At 50.2% G+C, this 17,539-nt stretch carries 16 protein-coding genes and 1 pseudogene; all 17 read left to right on the top strand.

The features are described from left to right. Positions 1-486: 486 nt before the first annotated feature. The 17 genes and pseudogenes from AWM70_RS04835 to topA all read left to right on the top strand — a co-directional run bounded on the left by AWM70_RS04835 (position 487) and on the right by topA (position 17,522). Entirely contained in the window at positions 487-1,233 is a 747-nt protein-coding gene (locus tag AWM70_RS04835) for a stalk domain-containing protein (RefSeq protein ID WP_068694585.1), read from the top strand. A 77-nt stretch (positions 1,234-1,310) separates the two neighbouring features. Next, positions 1,311-1,655 (top strand): hypothetical protein, encoded by a 345-nt coding sequence (locus AWM70_RS04840; RefSeq protein WP_068694586.1) that lies wholly within the window; start codon positions 1,311-1,313, stop codon positions 1,653-1,655. Positions 1,656-1,666: 11 nt separating this feature from the next. Beyond that, entirely contained in the window at positions 1,667-2,782 is a 1,116-nt protein-coding gene (locus tag AWM70_RS04845; protein WP_068694587.1) for an Ig-like domain-containing protein, read from the top strand. Between the two features lie 315 nt (positions 2,783-3,097). Continuing rightward, positions 3,098-3,442, top strand: coding sequence for a 50S ribosomal protein L19 (gene rplS / locus AWM70_RS04850; RefSeq protein ID WP_068619397.1), 345 nt, complete (start codon positions 3,098-3,100; stop codon positions 3,440-3,442). A 123-nt stretch (positions 3,443-3,565) separates the two neighbouring features. Then, on the top strand, positions 3,566-4,189 hold the full coding sequence (gene lepB, locus AWM70_RS04855) for a signal peptidase I (protein ID WP_068694588.1): 624 nt from the start codon (positions 3,566-3,568) through the stop codon (positions 4,187-4,189). A gap of 34 nt (positions 4,190-4,223) precedes the next feature. Further along, positions 4,224-5,090, top strand: coding sequence for a ribosome biogenesis GTPase YlqF (ylqF, locus tag AWM70_RS04860; protein ID WP_068694589.1), 867 nt, complete (start codon positions 4,224-4,226; stop codon positions 5,088-5,090). A gap of 231 nt (positions 5,091-5,321) precedes the next feature. Then, positions 5,322-6,167: a polysaccharide deacetylase family protein gene (locus tag AWM70_RS04865; RefSeq protein WP_068694590.1), complete on the top strand. Its 846-nt coding sequence runs from the start codon at positions 5,322-5,324 to the stop codon at positions 6,165-6,167. Further along, on the top strand, positions 6,115-6,414 hold the full coding sequence (locus AWM70_RS23720; protein ID WP_068694591.1) for a hypothetical protein: 300 nt from the start codon (positions 6,115-6,117) through the stop codon (positions 6,412-6,414). The genes AWM70_RS04865 and AWM70_RS23720 overlap by 53 nt, the downstream gene beginning before the upstream one ends. A 17-nt stretch (positions 6,415-6,431) precedes the next feature. Beyond that, positions 6,432-7,073, top strand: a complete 642-nt coding sequence (locus tag AWM70_RS04875; protein WP_099093135.1) for a ribonuclease HII — start codon at positions 6,432-6,434, stop codon at positions 7,071-7,073. Positions 7,074-7,127: 54 nt separating this feature from the next. After that, positions 7,128-9,281 carry a hypothetical protein gene (locus AWM70_RS04880; RefSeq protein ID WP_068694593.1) on the top strand — a complete coding sequence of 718 codons (2,154 nt, stop codon included), beginning with the start codon at positions 7,128-7,130 and terminating at the stop codon, positions 9,279-9,281. Beyond that, positions 9,278-9,592 carry an EscU/YscU/HrcU family type III secretion system export apparatus switch protein gene (locus AWM70_RS04885; protein WP_068694594.1) on the top strand — a complete coding sequence of 105 codons (315 nt, stop codon included), beginning with the start codon at positions 9,278-9,280 and terminating at the stop codon, positions 9,590-9,592. The genes AWM70_RS04880 and AWM70_RS04885 overlap by 4 nt, the downstream gene beginning before the upstream one ends. Further along, on the top strand, positions 9,582-9,956 hold the full coding sequence (locus tag AWM70_RS04890; protein WP_068694595.1) for a YraN family protein: 375 nt from the start codon (positions 9,582-9,584) through the stop codon (positions 9,954-9,956). The genes AWM70_RS04885 and AWM70_RS04890 overlap by 11 nt, the downstream gene beginning before the upstream one ends. 137 nt (positions 9,957-10,093) lie before the next feature. Then, positions 10,094-11,720: pseudogene (locus AWM70_RS04895) on the top strand (YifB family Mg chelatase-like AAA ATPase). Positions 11,721-11,939: 219 nt separating this feature from the next. Then, positions 11,940-13,100: an ADP-forming succinate--CoA ligase subunit beta gene (gene sucC, locus AWM70_RS04900; RefSeq protein WP_068694596.1), complete on the top strand. Its 1,161-nt coding sequence runs from the start codon at positions 11,940-11,942 to the stop codon at positions 13,098-13,100. A 75-nt stretch (positions 13,101-13,175) separates the two neighbouring features. After that, a complete protein-coding gene (sucD, locus tag AWM70_RS04905; RefSeq protein ID WP_068694597.1) occupies positions 13,176-14,105 on the top strand; it encodes a succinate--CoA ligase subunit alpha in 930 nt (309 codons plus the stop codon). A gap of 172 nt (positions 14,106-14,277) precedes the next feature. Then, the gene (gene dprA / locus AWM70_RS04910; protein ID WP_068700375.1) at positions 14,278-15,351 is read left to right on the top strand and encodes a DNA-processing protein DprA; all 1,074 of its coding nucleotides are present in this window, start codon (positions 14,278-14,280) and stop codon (positions 15,349-15,351) included. A gap of 65 nt (positions 15,352-15,416) precedes the next feature. Continuing rightward, positions 15,417-17,522 carry a type I DNA topoisomerase gene (topA, locus tag AWM70_RS04915; RefSeq protein ID WP_068694598.1) on the top strand — a complete coding sequence of 702 codons (2,106 nt, stop codon included), beginning with the start codon at positions 15,417-15,419 and terminating at the stop codon, positions 17,520-17,522. Positions 17,523-17,539 lie beyond the last annotated feature (17 nt).

A 17,539-nucleotide genomic window follows, 5' to 3' on the forward strand; every position in this document is an offset into this window, starting at 1 on the left:
CTAATGATAAAAAACAGGCGTAAAGTCTAAAAAACGTTCAAATTTTATATACTATTTGTAATTTTATGGTATTCTAGCTTATTTTTCTGTTGTCTTGGGATATCTACTATATAAGGTTTGTTGTGTAGTATTTGGAACACAATCTGGTGTAGTTAGTGGTCAGATTTTTGCGTATTTTCTGGAATTTTTACTGTTTTTGCTGCTGATTTGCACTATCTGTATGATCTGATGGAATGAAGGCTAGAATTGCTGGAGATTAAATTGGTAGGGTATATATAAATTAACAAATATATCCAGATACCCCTATCCCAAAAGTTGGGGGCTGAGCAGACCTAAATACACACCCCCGGAGAAAATCAGAAAAGGATAGATAAAAAGACTAGTATACATAGACCACTAACTATTTTTTTCATCTGATCCCATAGACTCATTTTGTCGAAAATGGTATCATGATGTGGAAAATATTAGGTTTGGAGGAATTGGGAAGTGAATAATAAAATCAAAATTGTTTCGGCTTTTCTCTGTGGTGCAGTTTTCTTTAGCGGGGTTTCTTATGCTGCAGAAAGTTTAAAAGCTATTCCAAAGAGTTTTAAATTTGTCGTTAATGGTGTAGAAAAAAAGCTGACTAATACACCAGTTGTGATAAATAACACTACATATCTTCCTGTTAGGGAAGTTGCAAACAGTTTAGGTTATAGTGTAAATCTCCAGCGCGATACGATCAGTTTTAATACCTCTAGCGGTACAACCGGTAATGTGGACTCTTCAAGTTTATATGACTATGAAAAAACAAAACTTGGGGGAATTAAGGGCACTATAACATGGCAATACAATAAATTTATTGGAACAAAAGCAGATGTCGGAGCTAATATTGCATTAATACCTGTAATACATAATGATAAATTAAGGGATTCACTTTTTACTTTAACTTTGTCCTCAATTCCCCAAGGTACTGATGGTATTTATACTGGAAAGGCAGACGGAAATGGAAACTATATTATTGAGGATATCCCAGCTGGAATGTACTATTTATTAATTGTTTCTAAAAATACTACAAGCGATGGAACAATATATGATTACGATAAGGAACTTCTGCAGTCAATTTTTGCTGGAGATTCTTGGACACAATTAGAATCAAAATTAAAGTTTTATAAATATAATTTAAAACTTGTCACAATTAAGGAAAATAAAATAATTACTGAGAGCAATGACTTTGGTTATTCTTATTTCTAAAACTTAATTTTTCGAGCCGCCAATCTTGGCGGTTTTTTTCTTTTCTAAAACGTTTTTGAACTAAAGGAGTATTCAAAATGACAAATATCGAACGTTTGCAACTCGAAACAAAAGGAATTTCTTTGACACCAGATCAACTATCCGTCTATCTTGTCGAAGAAGGGATTACGAATCCTGATGATGAATATGACGCTTCATCTAATACAGCAAAGCGAAAAATCTATTCTTCAGCGTTGGCGATATTAAATAGTGTTGCCAACAACCCAACGCTCATGAAGTCATATAAGCAAGACGATATTACTGTTTCTGATTTTGCCGATTCATTGCAAAACAGAATAGATCAGTTAGAGCGTAAAATTAGAACAATGACAATCAACGAATCCGATCATGGAAGTAATACGTTTATGCTGTTTGGCAATTAAGGAGTAGTATAATGATAAATCTATTTGATAATAATATAGATGATTTTACTTTCTTGCTGGATCAAATGGGCAGCGATGTATTAATTAATGATAATCCAGTTAAGGCCTTAATCACTAACACAAACCTAGAGCAAAACTATGATGATCGACGTATTTCTTCCTTATCGCCCCTTAAACGTGGTGATATTGTTGTTTATAGCGGCAAAAAATATATGATTATCAGCGAAGTCAATGGACAGAGATACAACAAATATAAGGGAATTATGAGGCATCTACCGCATCACATCATAGTCAATTCAAAATGTCGATTTTATTACCTAGATTGTTATATTAATACAAGCAATTTAGGTGTAATTGATGGGCGTGTACTGTCTATGCCAGATGGGGACATAACTGTAATTTCTAATGATGCAATTAAGGATTTTGACTTTAAAATTGATGCCAGGTTTCTTTTGTACGGTCAAGCGTTTAAAGTAACCGGCATTGACCGATTTAGCAAGCCGGGGATGCTCATACTCACTTGCGAGAAGGATTTAATCGATGAACAAGCGGATGATCTCATTAATGGCATTGCAGGAGGGTTAAGTTGTCCAGTTGATTTTGTGAGCAACGGCATTGAACTAACAGTAGGTAATACACATCAACTCAATTGGACAAGCGCAGAGGATGCACCTGTGAAGTTCTCTTCGTCAGACATAACCATTGCAACCGTAGACGCTAACGGCATTGTAACAGGAATTACAGCAGGTCAAGCGACAATTACTGTTGCTAACGCCACAAACGAGCGTATACGCGATACAGTAACGGTAACAGTCAAGGATACACCTGCGGGATATACAATTAGCCTGACAAGTACAGGCGATTTGGAGCAAATCAATAAGGGATACACAAGAACCTATAACGCCGTTGTAGCGGAGAGCAATAATGTAGTAAACGAACCGGTAAAGTGGGAACTGTTTGCTGATGATCAAGTATCAACAACAACGTTAGCGGAAATTACAAGTCAAACGGGTACATCATGCGTTGTTAAGGGCATAGCACTTGGTTATGTACAATTAAAGGTTAGTTTGGTTAGTGACCCAGTAGTGTACATTTGGCAACGGATTCGGGTGAAGAGTTTGATCTGAGAATAAAAAATACATTACTGTCTATTTAAATAATGAACACTATCTTCAAAATTAACTTGACCACTTTACTCTTCATTTTGAACCCTCTATAATTTTATTTAGTGGAATGAAAAGTTAGTGGTCATTTCCTTCTTAATAATGGAGAAATTCATCTTTCTGGGGCATAATCAGGATGCACATTTTATCTTGCTTTTGCCTCTCTAAATGTGATAAAATTCATTTGTTGTGAATTCGGTGGTCCTCTGCGGATAATGAGGGAGACATGGGAGTCTCCGGAAGAGGCAAGAACACCTGAGTGGAAGGAGGGAGTCATAGATGAATATCGTTCAAGCGATTACGCAGGAACAACTTCGCAAGGATATCCCGAGCTTTCGTCCTGGTGACACTTTGAAAGTGCACGTTAAGGTTATCGAGGGATCTCGTGAGCGTATCCAGTTGTTTGAAGGTGTTGTTATCAAGCGTCGCGGTGGTGGAATCAGCGAAACTTTTACAGTTCGTAAAATTTCCAATGGTGTAGGTGTGGAAAGAACTTTCCCGCTTCATTCCCCAAAACTCGATAAAATCGAAGTGGCTCGCCGTGGTAAAGTGCGTCGTGCGAAGCTGTACTATCTTCGTGAACTTCGTGGTAAAGCAGCGAGAATTAAAGAAGTGCGTCGTTAATTTATATTTACGACCAACAGGGGGCTTGTTTATCAAGCCCCCTTGCTTTATCTAAAAATAAACGTCAAACCGGCCGAACCCGGCTGTTTTGCATTTAATTGGATAAATGGGGGCGTGATTTTGATGGAGCAGTCATACCAGGAGCAGAAGCAATCCGGGCAGGTTCCGGATCAAAGGAAAAATGAAGCGGCCGAGTGGCTGAAAGCCATCATCATCGCCGTTGTGCTGGTTCTCCTGATCCGCTGGGTTCTGTTTACGCCCTTTATTGTAGACGGTCCTTCCATGCAGCCAAACTTTCATACCGGCGAAAGAATTATCGTCAATAAAGTCATTTATCATATAAGAAAGCCGAAACAAGGGGATGTCATCGTCTTCCATGTTCCGACTGAAGGACGAGACTTTATTAAACGGGTGATTGCAGTACCCGGTGATACGGTGAAGGTGGACGGCGATACAGTAACGGTCAACGGTAAAGTGCTGGATGAACCTTATTTGAAGGATGCGATTGCAGCGGCTCATCAGGAGAACAGGTTATATAATGACGATACTCAGGATCCGCGGCGTCACTTCCCAAATGAGCAGTTTACGGAAGGCACGGTGCCGAAGGGCCATTTGTTTGTTATGGGCGACAACCGCTCTGACAGCGAAGACAGCCGTATGATCGGTTACATACCGTACAAGGATATTGTGGGGCGCGCCGATCTTGTTTTCTGGCCGTTCAAGGATATACATTTTATAAGGCTTTAAGGGAAAAGTAAAAGGGAACTAGAGGTGAATAATCATGACAATCCAGTGGTTCCCCGGGCATATGACCAAGGCGCGGCGGCAGATTCAGGAGAAACTGGGGCTCATTGATGTAGTGATCGAGCTCGTGGATGCCAGACTGCCGCTCTCAAGCCGTAATCCGATGGTTGATGAAATTTTAAGCGGCAAGCCGAGAATGATCGTCTTGAACAAATCGGACTTGGCTGATCCGCAAATGACGAAGGAATGGCTGAATTATTTTACGGCAGAAGGTCATACGGCTCTGGAAGTAAATGCTTCAACCGGGCAAGGGACAAAAGATATTCCGAATAAAGCCAGAGAGCTGTTTAAGGAAAAAATTGAACGGCAAATCGCCAAAGGGATCAAACCGCGGCCTGTACGGGCGTTAATCGTAGGGATTCCCAATGTGGGCAAATCAACGCTGATTAACCGGCTTGCCGGCAGAAACATAGCGGTTACGGGCGACCGCCCGGGCGTAACCAAAGGCCAGCAGTGGATTAAGGTAGGTACCGAAATGGAACTCCTGGATACACCGGGAATTTTATGGCCTAAATTCGAGGATCAAAACGTAGGTTACCGCCTGGCGGTGACGGGTGCGATCAAAGAAGAAATCCTTAATGTGGAGGATATCGCATTTTTTGCAGTCAAATATTTGGCCCGTTATTATTGGGAGCCGCTTAAGGAACGTTATGGCCTGGAGCAGGCGCAGCCGCAGGATTTTGAGAATCCGGATGAAATCGTGGCAATCATGGAGGCGATCGGCCGGAAGAGGGGCTGCATTGTCAGCGGAGGCCGGGTCGATCTCGCGAAAGCCTCCGGCATTATTTTGCGTGAGCTGCGGGCTGGAAAGACAGGCCGTTATACGATGGAGTCTCCGTTCTGAAGACAGGCAGGATGATAGAGAAACATGCAGTCCCAAGCCGCCGGCTATGCCGGCGGCTTTTTGTGTGTGATCAAAAAACTGCAGGAACGGTCTTGCGTAACCGATATATAACTAGGAGTATTGGTAATGCTGAGCGGATTCGGCAAGGGCTAGGCCGGGTCGTTTCCATGTGTTAATCTAGTAATTAGTAAACGAGGAGAGTTTCGTTCAACGCGAAAGATAGGGGAAATCATGAGAAGAAAGTCGGGGATTATCGCTGCCGTGGCCATACTGGTTCTATTTGCAATTTTGGGTGGAGCTGTGACCCAGCAAAGAACCATTTTGAAAAACGACGTTCGTTTAATGTTAGTCAAGCTGAAGCTAATGCCGAATACCGGACAAAGCCCGGAGCTTCCTATTAAACACAAGCCTTCTGACGTGCCCACACCAAATGCGGTATATTACCGTGACGGAGTTATTGTTCTAATGTACCATGAGGTGACGAAAACACAAACGGATCCGAAGGCACTGCTGGCAAGCAAGTTCAAAGAACAGCTGGAACTGATGAAGGCCAATGGTTTTCATTGGATTACGATGGGTCAATATAGAGATTTTATTTTGCATCATGCCCCGGTGCCTGATAATGCCGTGCTGATGACTTTTGATGACGGTTATGAATCTTTTTATCAGGATGCCTACCCTTTGCTGCAGCAATACCAGGTTCCGGCGACCAATTTTGTCATTGTAAATACGATTGATAATCCGAAGCATCCCGGGATTCCCAAGCTGAATTGGAAACAGATTCAGGAGATGCACCGGCATGGGGTGGACTTTTTTAATCATACTTACGACTCTCACAGCTATGCTTATGCAGATGCCAAACACCGGGAAATCAGGGCGCTGCTGGCTGGGCCCGTCTATCAGGGGAAGGCTGACAAAGAGTCAACGGCACAGTTCGAAAGCCGGATTTATAAGGATTTGTTAAAAGCGCAAGTGAAGCTCCATGAAGAGGTAGGCAATACGTATGACGTGGTCGCTTTCCCGTATGGCGTTTTTTTCGGAAAATACGATCAAGATTTGCAGGAGCCTGGGCATTGATATTACGTTTACGGTTAAGCGGGGCATGAACCATGCCGGACAGCTAAACGGCTACCGGGTTAACGCCGGAGGGGCGGACAATGATCCTGCAGTTCTTGTGGAATATATGAAAGAAGGAGCCCCGGAACCGAAGCGGACGCAGACGCTGAACCGTCCCTATGATGTGCTTGGACCGGACGATAAGCTGAACCAGATGCTGACGAAACGGCCAAAAACCATTGTAAAACGAACAAAAGCAGCCGGTTGACCGGCTGCTGCTTCAGATTGAACCAAGAGGAGCTGCCGATGGAAGATTTACTGGTATATGAGAAAGAGTATTGGGGGAAATCCTACCGGCATATCGCCGGGATCGATGAGGTTGGAAGAGGTTGTTTGTTCGGGGATGTAGTTGCGGCTGCGGTTATTTTGCCGGAAGGTGTAATCCTGGACGGGGTCAACGATTCCAAGAAATTAAGCGCCAAAAAAAGGGAGCAGCTGTTTGAAGAAATCATGCAGACGGCTCTTGCGGTAGGAATCGGCTTCGTAGACGCGGCCACGATAGATAAGATCAACATTAAACAGGCGGCGCGGCTGGCGATGAAGCAGGCGGTTGAAGGCATGAAGGTAAGGCCGGATTTCCTGCTGGTGGACGCGGAAAAAGTAGATTTGCCGATCCCGCAAATGGCCATTATTAAAGGAGATGCGAACAGCCAGTCCATTGCTGCGGCATCCATTATTGCCAAGGTGACGAGAGACCGGTTGTGCCAAGGGGAATGGGAGGCCAGGTATCCTGAATATGGAATTGCTGTACATAAAGGTTATGCGACCAAGCTGCACAGGGAACAGCTGCTGCTGCTTGGACCAACGCCGATGCACCGGAGAAGTTTCTTGACGAATTTGTTCACTAAGCAGCAGGAGTTGTTCTGAGGGAATAGGGAGAGTGAGCAAATTCGGAAATAAGTCAGGAAAGGGGGAGAAAAGATGAATATCGGCCCAATAGTGAAGGGAGTTTTGGGCAAAAGCCAGCCTTCCGAAGCCAAAACGCTTGAGCTGCGGACAGGCCAGGTCGTGAGAGGGACGGTTCTCAGCGTATCCGACGATGGTACAGAGGCAGTCGTCGAGGTTCAGGGCGTCCGTTTAAAAGCGGCTCTTGAAACGCCTCTCCAGCAGGGTCAATCCATGATGATGCAGGTCCAGCCTCCCGGACAGGACGGTCTGACGGTGTTTAAGCCACTGCTGTCCGGAACTGCAGCGCCTGGCCAGGACGGCAATATGGAACAGCTGCTGAAGCTTGCGGGGCTGAGCGACAGCGGCGACAACCGGGAGCTCGTTCGGCTGATGCAGCAAGCAGGACTGCCTATTACAAGGGAGCAGGTGGAAGCTTTGGTCAGAACGCTGTCGGCCAGACCGGATGCCGTTCCTTTGCCGGAATGGGTCAATGCCGCAGCGGTAGCGGTCCAGCGTGGTCTTCCCTTAAGCGGTGAAGTGGTGGCCGGACTTCGCCAGGCTATATTTGGTCCGCCTGCTCATCAGCTGCTTGCTGCCTTGGAGGAGCAGCTTGCTTCGCTGCTGGATAGCCAGCCCGTTAAGGAAGGCGGACAGACGGCTCAAGGAGCCGGCGTCAAGGCGGAGGATGCAGCTGCATCCTCCCTGCGTCCATCTGCGGTGCAGACCGAAGGAACAAAGGCTGCGAGCGCTGTCCCGGCAGCGGGACAAGGCGAAGCGATGCCGGAAAGCGGGCCGGCCGGCGGAGCGTCTGCGGGCACCGCCAGAGCTGGGGTGGACGCTCTGCTGAATAAGCTGCAGAGCGTGCTCAGCGAGCTGCGCAGCGAGCTCGCAGCTGGAAAGGGCGACGTCCGCCCGGATCAGGCGGGAGTCGCCCGGGGAGCCGCAGCCGTAGCTGGGACGGCTGCGGGAGGAACAGCCGCGCCAGGCGAAGCGGCGCAGGCAGGTGCGCAGCCCGCGCCCGGCGGGGCTGCGGCAACCGGGTCCGCCCACGGCACGGAGTCGTGGGTGGCCCGGGTGCTGAAGCTGCTCGGTGCGGAGCACGAGCAGCAAGCGGGCCGGGCGCTGCTGCAGCAGGCAGCGCCGAAAGCGGCGGCGGCGGAATCCGCGCCGCCGGGCGGAGCGCCGTCCTTGCGCAGCGCGGACGGCGGCAGGGCAGCAGCAGGCGGCGAAGCCGCGCCTGCTGCTGCCGGGACAGCGCCGCCGGCCGCTGGCAGCGGCGCGCAGAGCCCCGGGGCGGCTGTGCCGGCCCCGGGGGCACCCGCCCTTGCCCCGGCGACGGCCGGGCAGGGCGGCCCTTCGCCTGCCGCCGCCGGAGCAGGCGATCCCGCGGGCGCGCCTGAGGCAGCGCCCGCAAACCCGCCGGCAGCGCAAAGCCCTACTGCCGGCCGCAGCGAACCAGCTCCGGGGACAGCGCCTTCCCCGGCAGAGCCTGCCGGCTCCCGGACTGCTCCAGCTCCGGCCCCTCTGCATGTGGCCGGCGACATTCCTGCGGGAGCCTCCGGACTGGGTTCCGGCTCGCCAAACGCAAGCGGCTCGCCGGCACAGACGCCAGCACAGGGAGATTCATCCGTGCTGGCCTTAAAGGACAATTTGAAAAGCATTCTGCTTCAAATTATAGATACCCCTGACGCGCCGCCGCAGCTGCAGGAGGCCGCAAAACAGATGGTGCAGCAGCTCACCGGCCAGCAGCTGCTGCTGAATACCGACCGCACGGCTCCTTTTGCCCAGGTCACGATGTTTTTGCCCTTTGAAGGGCCGGACGGCGGAGAAACCGCAACCATTCAGATTCAGTCGCGCAGAGGAAAAAAAGGCGAGCTGGACCCGGACAACTGCCGGTTATGGTTTGATTTGAACATGTCTGCGCTTGGCAAACTGATGGTGGACGTTCAGGTGGCCGACAAAAAAGTCATTCTGCAAATTCATAGTGAAGGCGAAGCCGTCGGAGCTTTTTTGGAAGGCAGGCAGGAGGAAATCGGGACGGCTATTCAGGAAGCCGGTTACCGCTTGGTGGCACTGAGAACCGCCTCCTATGTTACAGAGGAGGATAAGCCGGAGAATCCGGTGTCCCAGACAGGAGCCGCTTCCTATGCGCCTCCCGTTTATAGAGGGGTGGATTACCGGATATGAGCCATTTTGAACCCAAACCGGAAGAACCGCTTTACCGGAAGAAAGCTGTTGCTCTTAAATACGATCCTGCGGTTAATGATGCGCCTACCGTAGCAGCCAAAGGGCAAGGCTATATGGCGCAGCAGATCCTGGAACGCGCCGAAGAATTCGGCATACCGGTGCAGGAAGACGCCAATTTGGTAGAGGTTCTGTCCAAACTGGATCTGGATCAGCAGATCCCACCGGAGCTGTACACGCTTGTGGCGGAAATATTAAGTTTTATTTACCGGACCGATCGGGCGGCCAAAGAGGGTTCCGGTTATGGCTTATAAGGATCTGCGCAAAACGACTGGAGCGGCAGGCGAACAGGCGGCTGTGGAGCTGCTGCTTGCGGAGAATTACCGGATTCTCGCGCGCAACTGGCGCTGCCGAAGCGGAGAGCTGGATATTATTGCACTCAAGGACGGAGTCCTTGTCATTGTTGAGGTCCGGAGCCGAAGCGCGGGGGCTTTAAGGTTCGGTAGTCCGGCGGAATCGGTGAACCTCCGGAAGATCAGGCAGGTCCGGGACACGGCAGCCGTTTATCTGCACCAGACCGGACAATCACATTCTTCTGTCCGTTTTGATGTTGTGGCGGTGATTCTGGACAAAGCCGGTCAGCCGGTCAGCACGGAGCATATTATCGCCGCTTTCTAGCTTGTTAGGGACACGCTTGACTTTCCTGATATAGGAAGCTACAATCAAGTTGATAATGAATTGTGCGGAAGAATAAGGAAGCACCTTTTCTTGCAGCCATGTGCAGATACATGAATGCGGAAGGGGTGTTTTTTGTTATGTATGGCAAATTGTACAGCGCTTGCTTGTACGGCATCGACGGCGTTTTGATCGAGGTGGAGACCGACTTAAGCAGCGGACTGCCGATGGTGTCGATTATCGGACTGCCGGATACGGCGGTGCGGGAGGCGGTAGAACGTGTCAGATCTGCGGTCAAGAACTGCGGGTATACCTTCCCGCTGCAGAGGATTACGATCAACCTGGCTCCTGCTGATCTGCGAAAGGAAGGTTCGGCTTTTGATTTGGCAATTGCGCTTGGTCTGCTGCAGGCCAGCGGGCAAATTCAGCTCCCTGCCCCCGGGAAACTGATGATGATCGGGGAGCTGTCGCTGGATGGAGGACTCCGTCCGGTGACCGGCGTTCTGCCGATGGTCGATTTGGCGCGCAGGAAAGGTTTCGACTCTGTGCTGCTGCCGGCGGAGAATGCTGCAGAGGCCTTGCTGCTCGAGGGAATGAAGGTCTATGGCATTCAACATATGAGAGAGCTGGCTTTTCTGAACGAAGGAGCTCAAGCGAGTTCGGCCGATCCCGCTCATCCGTCCGTCTCATCGGTTTTAGAGGCCATGGACCCGTGGGATAAGCTGGAATATACGCGGGAGAGTCTGGCCCATGCGGCTCAGGGCCGGGAGCCGAGCCAAGCTGCGACGGCAGAGAATTTTAGCGATGTCATCGGTCAGAGACAGGTCAAACGAGCACTGGTCATTGCTGCTGCAGGCATGCACAATCTTATTTTGATCGGTCCGCCGGGCACGGGAAAAACGATGCTGATCCGCCGCTTGCCGGGAATCTTACCCGACTTGTCCGAGGAAGAAGCGCTGGAAGTGACCAAGATATACAGTGCGGCTGGAAAATTCAAGGAAGTTTCTCACGGTCTGCTGCGCAGGAGAGCCTTTCGGGCTCCCCACCACACCATTTCGGCGGGGGGATTGATCGGAGGCGGCGGAATTCCAAAGCCGGGGGAGGTCAGTCTTGCCCATAAAGGGGTTTTATTTCTGGATGAGCTGCCGGAATTTTCCCGCAATGTGCTCGAAGTGCTCCGCCAGCCGCTGGAGGAGCGGACAGTGACGATCAGCCGCTCCAGGGCGGCATTTACGTATCCGGCGCATTTTTTTGCTCGCTTCTTCGATGAATCCGTGCCACTGCGGCTTCTTCGGCAGCGAGCCCCCGCTCCCAGCCTGTACCTGTACGCCATGGCGGATCCGGCAGTATCGGTCGCGAATTTCGGGTCCGCTGCTGGATCGGATTGATCTACAGCTGGAGGTGTCCCGTCCTAAGGAACTGCTGGCAGAGGAACGTCCCATTTCCTCGGAGATGATGAAACAGCAGGTGCTGTTTGCCCAGGAAAGGCAGAGCCACAGGCTGCGCGATACAGGCCTCAGCTGGAACAGCGAGCTCACTGGAGCGAGACTCAGAAGGACCGTGAATCTTCACCGGGACGCCGAGCTGTTGATGAAATCGGCTTTTGAGCAGTTGGGACTCAGCATGCGGGCTTACGACCGGATCATCAAATTGGGGCGTACGATCGCGGATCTGGAGGATCGCGAGCAGGTGCATGCCGAGCATATTGCCGAAGCCATTCAGTATCGGCAGCTGGACAAAAAGCTGGTTCTTCCGGTTGGCGAATAGGCGGCGGTTTTTTTGCCGGAAAATAACGAATTCCAGCTTCAAGGAAAATGGCTTTGTATAAGCGTTGTAATCGTTCTCAAAACGGAATAGGTTTCATATCAAAAAGATTTGTATAATTCTTGAACTTTTTGAGGAAAGCGTTTTAAAAACGTGCTAAAATAAGTTGGGTTTATATTGATTACCCTCATAACCGTCCGTTGATAGGAGGATTCAAACCAGATGAATATCCATGAATATCAAGGAAAACAAGTATTGAAACAGTACGGTGTAGCCGTTCCGGAAGGCCATGTGGCTTTTACGGTCGAAGAAGCCGTCCAGGCGGCCGAGAAGCTGGGCACCCCGGTAGTGGTGGTCAAAGCCCAGATCCATGCAGGCGGCCGCGGCAAAGCGGGCGGAGTTAAAGTAGCCAAAGGACTCGACGAGGTAAGAAGTTATGCGCAGGAGCTGCTGGGCAAAGTGCTTGTTACCCATCAGACCGGCCCTGAAGGCAAAGAAGTGAAGCGACTGCTGATTGAGCAGGGCTGCGACATCAAGAAAGAATATTATATCGGCGTAGTGGTTGACCGTTCTACAGGGCGTGTGGTCATGATGGGCTCTGAAGAAGGCGGTACGGAAATTGAAGAAGTAGCCGCACAAAGTCCGGAGAAAATTTTTAAAGAAGTCATTGATCCGGCGATCGGCCTGCAAGGGTTCCAGGCTCGCCGTTTGGCTTTTGCCATTAACATTCCGAAAGAACTGGTGAACAAAGCCGTCAAGTTCATGCAGGCGCTCTATCAGGCCTTTGTGGACAAAGACTGCTCCATTGCCGAAATTAACCCGCTTGTGGTTACGGGAGACGGCGAAGTGCTGGCGCTGGATGCCAAATTGAATTTTGATTCCAATGCGCTGTTCCGCCATAAAGATATTTTGGCTTTGCGGGACCTGGAAGAAGAAGACGAGAAGGAAATCGAAGCCTCCAAATTCGACCTGAGTTATATAGCCCTTGACGGCAATATCGGCTGTATGGTGAACGGTGCAGGTCTGGCGATGGCAACGATGGATATTATTAAATATTACGGCGGCGAACCGGCCAACTTCCTCGATGTAGGGGGCGGTGCGACAGCTGAGAAGGTTACAGAGGCATTCAAAATCATTTTGTCCGACCAGCAGGTTAAAGGCATCTTCGTTAATATTTTTGGCGGCATTATGCGCTGTGACGTTATTGCCTCCGGTATTGTGGAAGCTGCGAAGCAGGTAGGGCTCAGCCGTCCGCTCGTTGTTCGCCTTGAAGGCACGAACGTAGCGCTTGGCAAGGATATTCTGGCCGATTCGGGCCTCGACATTGTGCCAGCGGATTCCATGGCGGATGGCGCGCGCAAAATCGTTGAACTGGTCTCGTAGGTTTATAAGTCATACCGGCCGGATTCGTGAAAGTTTCCTGGTTTAACTACGTTGAATTTGAAGGAGGCCTTTGATATGAGCATTTTGATTGACAAACATACGAAAGTCATCACCCAGGGGATAACGGGAGCTACAGGCTTGTTTCATACAAGAGGCGCTTTGGAATACGGAACGCAAATGGTCGGAGGCGTCACTCCGGGCAAAGGCGGAACGAACCTCGACATTGAGCTTGAAGGCGGTAAAGTTGTTACGCTGCCTATCTTTAACTCGGTTATCGAAGCCAAAGAGGCAACAGGCGCTACAGCGAGCGTGATCTATGTGCCGCCGGCTTTTGCCGCCGATTCGATCATTGAAGCCGTTGATGCCGAAATGGAGCTCGTGATATGTATTACGGAAGGAATCCCGGTACTCGACATGGTGAAGGTCAAACGGTTTATGGAAGGTAAAAATACCGTCCTGATCGGGCCTAACTGCCCTGGCGTGATTACGCCCGGAGCATGCAAAATCGGCATTATGCCGGGTTATATTCATCAACCGGGACATGTAGGTGTCGTTTCCCGGAGCGGAACTCTGACATATGAAGCGGTTCATCAGCTGTCAACGCGCGGATTGGGACAATCTACGGCAGTTGGTATCGGCGGGGACCCGGTGAAAGGCTCTGAGTTTATCGACATTTTGTCCCGTTTCAATGACGACCCGGACACCCATGCGGTGATTATGATCGGGGAAATCGGCGGTACAGCGGAAGAGGAAGCAGCCGAATGGGTCCGCGACCATATGACGAAACCTGTCGTAGGATTTATCGGCGGCGTTACCGCACCTCCTGGAAAAAGAATGGGTCACGCCGGCGCTATTATTTCCGGTGGTAAAGGTACGGCGAAAGAGAAAATCGAAAAGCTGGAATCGTGCGGCATTAAGGTCGCTCCTACACCAGCTGAAATGGGTTCGACGCTGATTGAGGTGCTGGAAGCGAAAGGGCTGCTCGAAGGCTGCACAACACATTAATCTCTGGCTGGATATCCCCTAGCATCCAAACAGCGGCTAGGATTTATGGTTATCGGCTCTCAAATAGGCATAAACAGGTAAAGGTAAGCAACCTTCCAACCGAATCCGGGTGGAGGGTTGCTTATTTGTGTCTGTCCAGGGGAATAAAGATGCAGGAAAGGTGCTGAAGCAAATGGAGAAAAGGGAACTCCTGATTGCGCTGGATGGAACCAGAGGAATCGGCTGGAAAACGATCGCGAAATTGTTGGAGCAGCCGGGGGATCTGTACAAGGCGGAATATTTTGACGGGGCCGAATGGGAACGCCGGGGATTGAAGCCGGCTGCTGCCCGGAATTTAAAGCAGGAGCTGGCTGCCGGGAAGCGGCAGGAGCGTTTAGAAACCATGCAGGCCAAAGGAATCGTTCCGGTTACGGTTTGGGACAGTGAATACCCCTTATTATTGAAGGAAATTTCTCAGCCGCCTTGGGTGCTGTATGCCATGGGTCAAATAGAACTGCTTAACGCCTTCTCCGTTGCCATGGTGGGCACCCGTGTTCCTACTGCTTATGGCCGCAAAATAGGCGAAATGCTGGCAGGTGCGCTGGCCGAGCAGGGGGTAAATGTGGTCAGCGGTTTGGCGCGGGGAATTGACGGCATATGCCATCAGGCAGCATTAAGAGCGGCAGGAGCTACGACCGCGGTCTTGGGAACGGCCATTGATCAGCCGTATCCTCCAGAGAACCGGTTTCTATATAAGGAGATTGCCGAAAAAGGTCTGATTGTGTCTGAATATCCGATAGGTACGCCGCCTCATCCCGGTCTGTTTCCACAGCGCAACCGGATCATTGCCGGATTAACCCGGGGAACGGTTGTGGTAGAGGCGGATGAGCGGAGCGGCTCCTTGATTACAGCCGATGCGGCGCTGGAGGCGAACCGGGATGTTTTTGCCGTACCGGGACCCGTCACTTCTCCAAAAAGCAGGGGGGCTTTGAACCTGATTAAACAAGGGGCGAAGCTGATCACACAAGCCGGCGATATTTTGGAGGAATACGGCTTTGCCCCAGCCGATAGGCTGTCCGAGGATGGAAACAAGTTGACAGATGATGAACGCCGCATATACCATATGTTGGAGCAGGGAAACCGAAGTTTTGATGAGCTGTTAGCCCTGAGCGGATGGGAGTTTGGACTTTTGCATTCAGTTCTGTTATCTTTAATCATAAAAAAGCAGGCAGCACAACTGCCGGGCTCTATTTATAAATTAATTTAAACGGATAATGCCAAACAAACGGAAGATATCAAGTATTTTTGCAAGGAAGAGAGGAGGGTTCTCCCATGGCGGATTCATTGGTTATCGTGGAATCACCGGCGAAAGCGAAAACGATCGGCAAATATTTGGGCAGTAAATTTATCGTGAAAGCTTCGATGGGCCATGTACGAGATTTGCCTAAAAGCCAAATCGGGGTTGAGGTTGAAAATGATTTTAATCCCAAATATATAACCATTCGCGGAAAAGGTTCCGTACTCAAGGAATTAAAGGACGCCAGAAAAAAAGTCAAAAAAGTTTATCTGGCGGCTGACCCCGATCGTGAAGGGGAGGCAATCGCCTGGCATTTGGCCCATGTGCTCGATTTGGAGGAGGGCGAAAGCTGCCGGGTCGTTTTCAATGAAATTACGAAGCAGGCCGTTAAAGATGCCTTCAAGACGCCGCGCAAGATCAACATGGATCTGGTAAACGCTCAGCAGGCCCGCCGTATTCTCGACCGGCTGGTGGGTTACAAGATCAGTCCTCTTTTATGGAAGAAAGTCAAAAAGGGACTGTCCGCCGGCCGCGTTCAATCGGTCGCCGTAAAAATCATTTTGGATCGCGAAAATGAAATTTCAGAGTTTGTGCCTGAAGAATACTGGAGTATTACCGCCGGATTAAAGACGGGCAGCACAGCTTTTGAAGCCAAGTTCCACAAGCTGGCTGGAGAGAAAAAGGAGCTTCGCAGCGAAGCGGATGTACAGGAAGTGCTTAAGGCGATTGAAAATGCCGAATATACGGTGGGAACCGTTAAGGAGAAAGAACGCCAAAGACACCCGGCTCCGCCTTTTACAACAAGTTCGCTTCAGCAGGAGGCGGCCCGCAAGCTGAATTTCCGTGCAGCCAAAACGATGTCCGTTGCCCAGCAGCTGTATGAGGGGGTTGACCTCGGCAAAGAAGGCACGGTTGGTCTTATTACCTACATGCGTACCGACTCTACCCGGATCGCCGAATCGGCGCAAGGAGAAGCCAAAGCTTATATCGTGGAAAAGTACGGAGAAACCTTTGCTCCGGAAACCCCGCGCCAATACTCCAAAAGAGCGGCCAACGCTCAAGATGCGCATGAGGCGATTCGGCCAACCTCGATTGAGCGGGATCCCGAGTCTGTCAAAGCTTTTATGAGCAAAGACCAATTCAAGCTCTATAAACTGGTTTGGGAACGGTTTATGGCGAGCCAAATGTCTTCGGCGATTTTAGATACGATGTCCGTGGACATTAAAGCCGGGGATGTGGTTTTCCGCGCGGTCGGCTCCAAAATCCGCTTTCAGGGGTTTATGAAGGTATATGTAGAAGGCAGCGATGACGGAACCGCTTCAGACGACGATAAATTTCTGCCGCCGCTTCATGAAGGTGACAAGCTGTCCCTGGAGAACATAGAGCCGAAACAGCATTTCACACAGCCGCCTCCAAGATACACGGAAGCCCGTCTGGTCAAGACGCTTGAGGAACTGGGCATAGGCAGGCCGAGTACGTATGCGCCTACGCTGGAAACGATCCAGAAGCGGGGTTACGTAGCCATCGAAGAGAAGAAGTTTGTGCCAACCGAGCTTGGTGAACTGGTCATTGAGCAGATGGAGCAGTTCTTCCCGGAAATTCTGGATGTTGAATTTACCGCCAATATGGAAGAGGATCTGGATCACGTTGAAGAAGGTTCCGAGGACTGGGTCCGCGTATTGGGAGAGTTCTATGAGTCTTTCGAGAAACGGCTTGAGGTTGCGGAAGAAGAAATGAAGGAAATCGAGATCGAAGATGAGGTTTCCGATGAGGTTTGTGAGAAATGCGGCAAACCGATGGTTTACAAACTGGGCCGCTTCGGTAAATTTCTGGCCTGCTCCGGGTTCCCGGACTGCCGGAATACGAAACCGATCGTGAAGGAAATCGGCGTCACCTGTCCGAAATGCAAGGAAGGGCATGTGGTGGAACGCCGCAGCAAGAAAGGCCGTGTCTTCTACGGTTGTAACCGTTATCCGGAGTGCGATTATGTTTCTTGGGATAAACCATCGGCCAAACCTTGTCCGGTTTGCGGCTCGCTCATGATCGAGAAACGCAATAAGCAGGGGATTAAGCTGCAGTGTACTTCCTGCGACCATACGGAAATGGTGGAAGAAGATAACGAAGAGGCAGCCGAGCTTTAACATAATGGGGGTTGTAA

Origin of the sequence: Paenibacillus yonginensis, assembly GCF_001685395.1 — a bacterium.
Lineage (GTDB): Bacteria > Bacillota > Bacilli > Paenibacillales > Paenibacillaceae > Fontibacillus > Fontibacillus yonginensis.